At 73.2% G+C, this 1,344-nt stretch carries 1 protein-coding gene; it reads right to left on the bottom strand.

Going from position 1 to position 1,344, the window contains the following annotated elements; genetic code table 11:
• Positions 1–10 precede the first annotated feature (10 nt).
• Entirely contained in the window at positions 11–1,006 is a 996-nt protein-coding gene (locus AB0O00_RS39755) for a hypothetical protein (protein ID WP_363659538.1), read from the bottom strand.
• Between the last annotated feature and the right edge of the window lie 338 nt (positions 1,007–1,344).

The following is a 1,344-nucleotide window of genomic DNA, read 5'->3' as shown; positions in this document are numbered from 1 at the left end:
GTAAGCGCCGTCAGCGGTGGCGGGGGCCCGCCAGCAGGTCGGTGGCGCGGGAGGTCTGCTCGTACAGGACGTGCTGTCCGGTGCGGGTGCGGGTGATCAGCCCGGTGCGGTGCAGGATGCCGAGGTGGTAGGAGACGGTGCTGGTGGCGAGGAAGTGCCGTTCGCTCAGTTCCGCGGTGGTGCGGGCGGTGTGGAGGTCGGACAGCAGGCGGGCCCGGGTCACGCCGAGCAGGGCGTGGACCGTCGGGCCGGAGGTGGTGGCCGCCGCGAGCTGGGAGGGATAGGCGAACATGGGCTCCCGCTTGGCGGGCGAGGGCACCGAGTCGATGACCATGCGCAGGCCGGTGGTGAACACCGAGGGGGTCAGGACCAGGCCGGTGCTGCCGGGGATCCGGCCCTGGAAGCGGCTGACCAGGCTCAGCTGGTCGTCGTTCCAGAGCACCCGGGGGTGCAGGGTGGCCAGCATGCCGGCCAGGCCGTGGCGGGCGATGGTCTGCGCCCGGTGGCCGATGTCCGTCTCCAGGCGGGTGCGCAGGGCCGGCCAGTGCGGGGCGAGGGCCGACTCCCACAGCCGGTGCATTTCCGCCGCCACACGCTCGGCGAAGTCCCGTTCGCCGCGCTCCAGGGCCTCGCGGAGGACCACGGGCATCACCCGGCCCGCCAGGTTCTCCTCGCCGACCCCTCGGGCCATCAGCTCCAGTTCCCAGCGCAGCCGGTCGCAACCGGTGCCGGCGACCGCGTGGAGCTCCTCCTGCACCGTGGCCTCCGGGGCCTGCGGCTGCGGTGTCAGGAAGTCCGGTACGTAGTCCCACGAGCCGCCGAACAGCGTGCCCAGCAGAACGAGCCGCCGGTCGCGGACCGCGTCCCGGACCCTGCCCCGCCAACCCGCGCCGCCCGGCTGCGCGTCGTCGCGCAGGAGCCCGAGCGCGCCGGTCACGGCGGTGAGCGGCGAGATCGCGAAGCGGGTGTTCGCGAGGACGGCGCGGTCCATGTCGAGGTACAGCACGGCACCCCCCGAGGTGACCCGCCGGCCGCTCGTCCGGCCGGCGTCATGAGTGTTCGAACCTGATCGAATCACTCGAAGGGCGGGCCCGTCACCGGTTCCCTTGAGTTGGGAACGGGCGGCACACGACGGCGATCCCGTCGACGCCCCCGGTCCTCGAAGAGTGATCTCGACTTCCAGAGCGAGCCACCGAACACGAGGAGACACCGATGATCAGGAAGCGCACCGCCGTCCGCCTCGGCGCCATCGCCGCCGTCGTCACCGCCGGCCTGAGCCTCAGCACCGGGATGGCATCGGCCGATGCCACCTACGGGGCCAGCGTCCCCGGCTGCGCCGGGGGC

It is taken from the genome of Kitasatospora sp. NPDC093558 (assembly GCF_040683475.1).
Classification (GTDB): Bacteria; Actinomycetota; Actinomycetes; order Streptomycetales; family Streptomycetaceae; genus Kitasatospora.
Note: the sequence above shows the minus strand (reverse complement) of the source record. Positions and strands in the feature narration are given on the sequence as shown.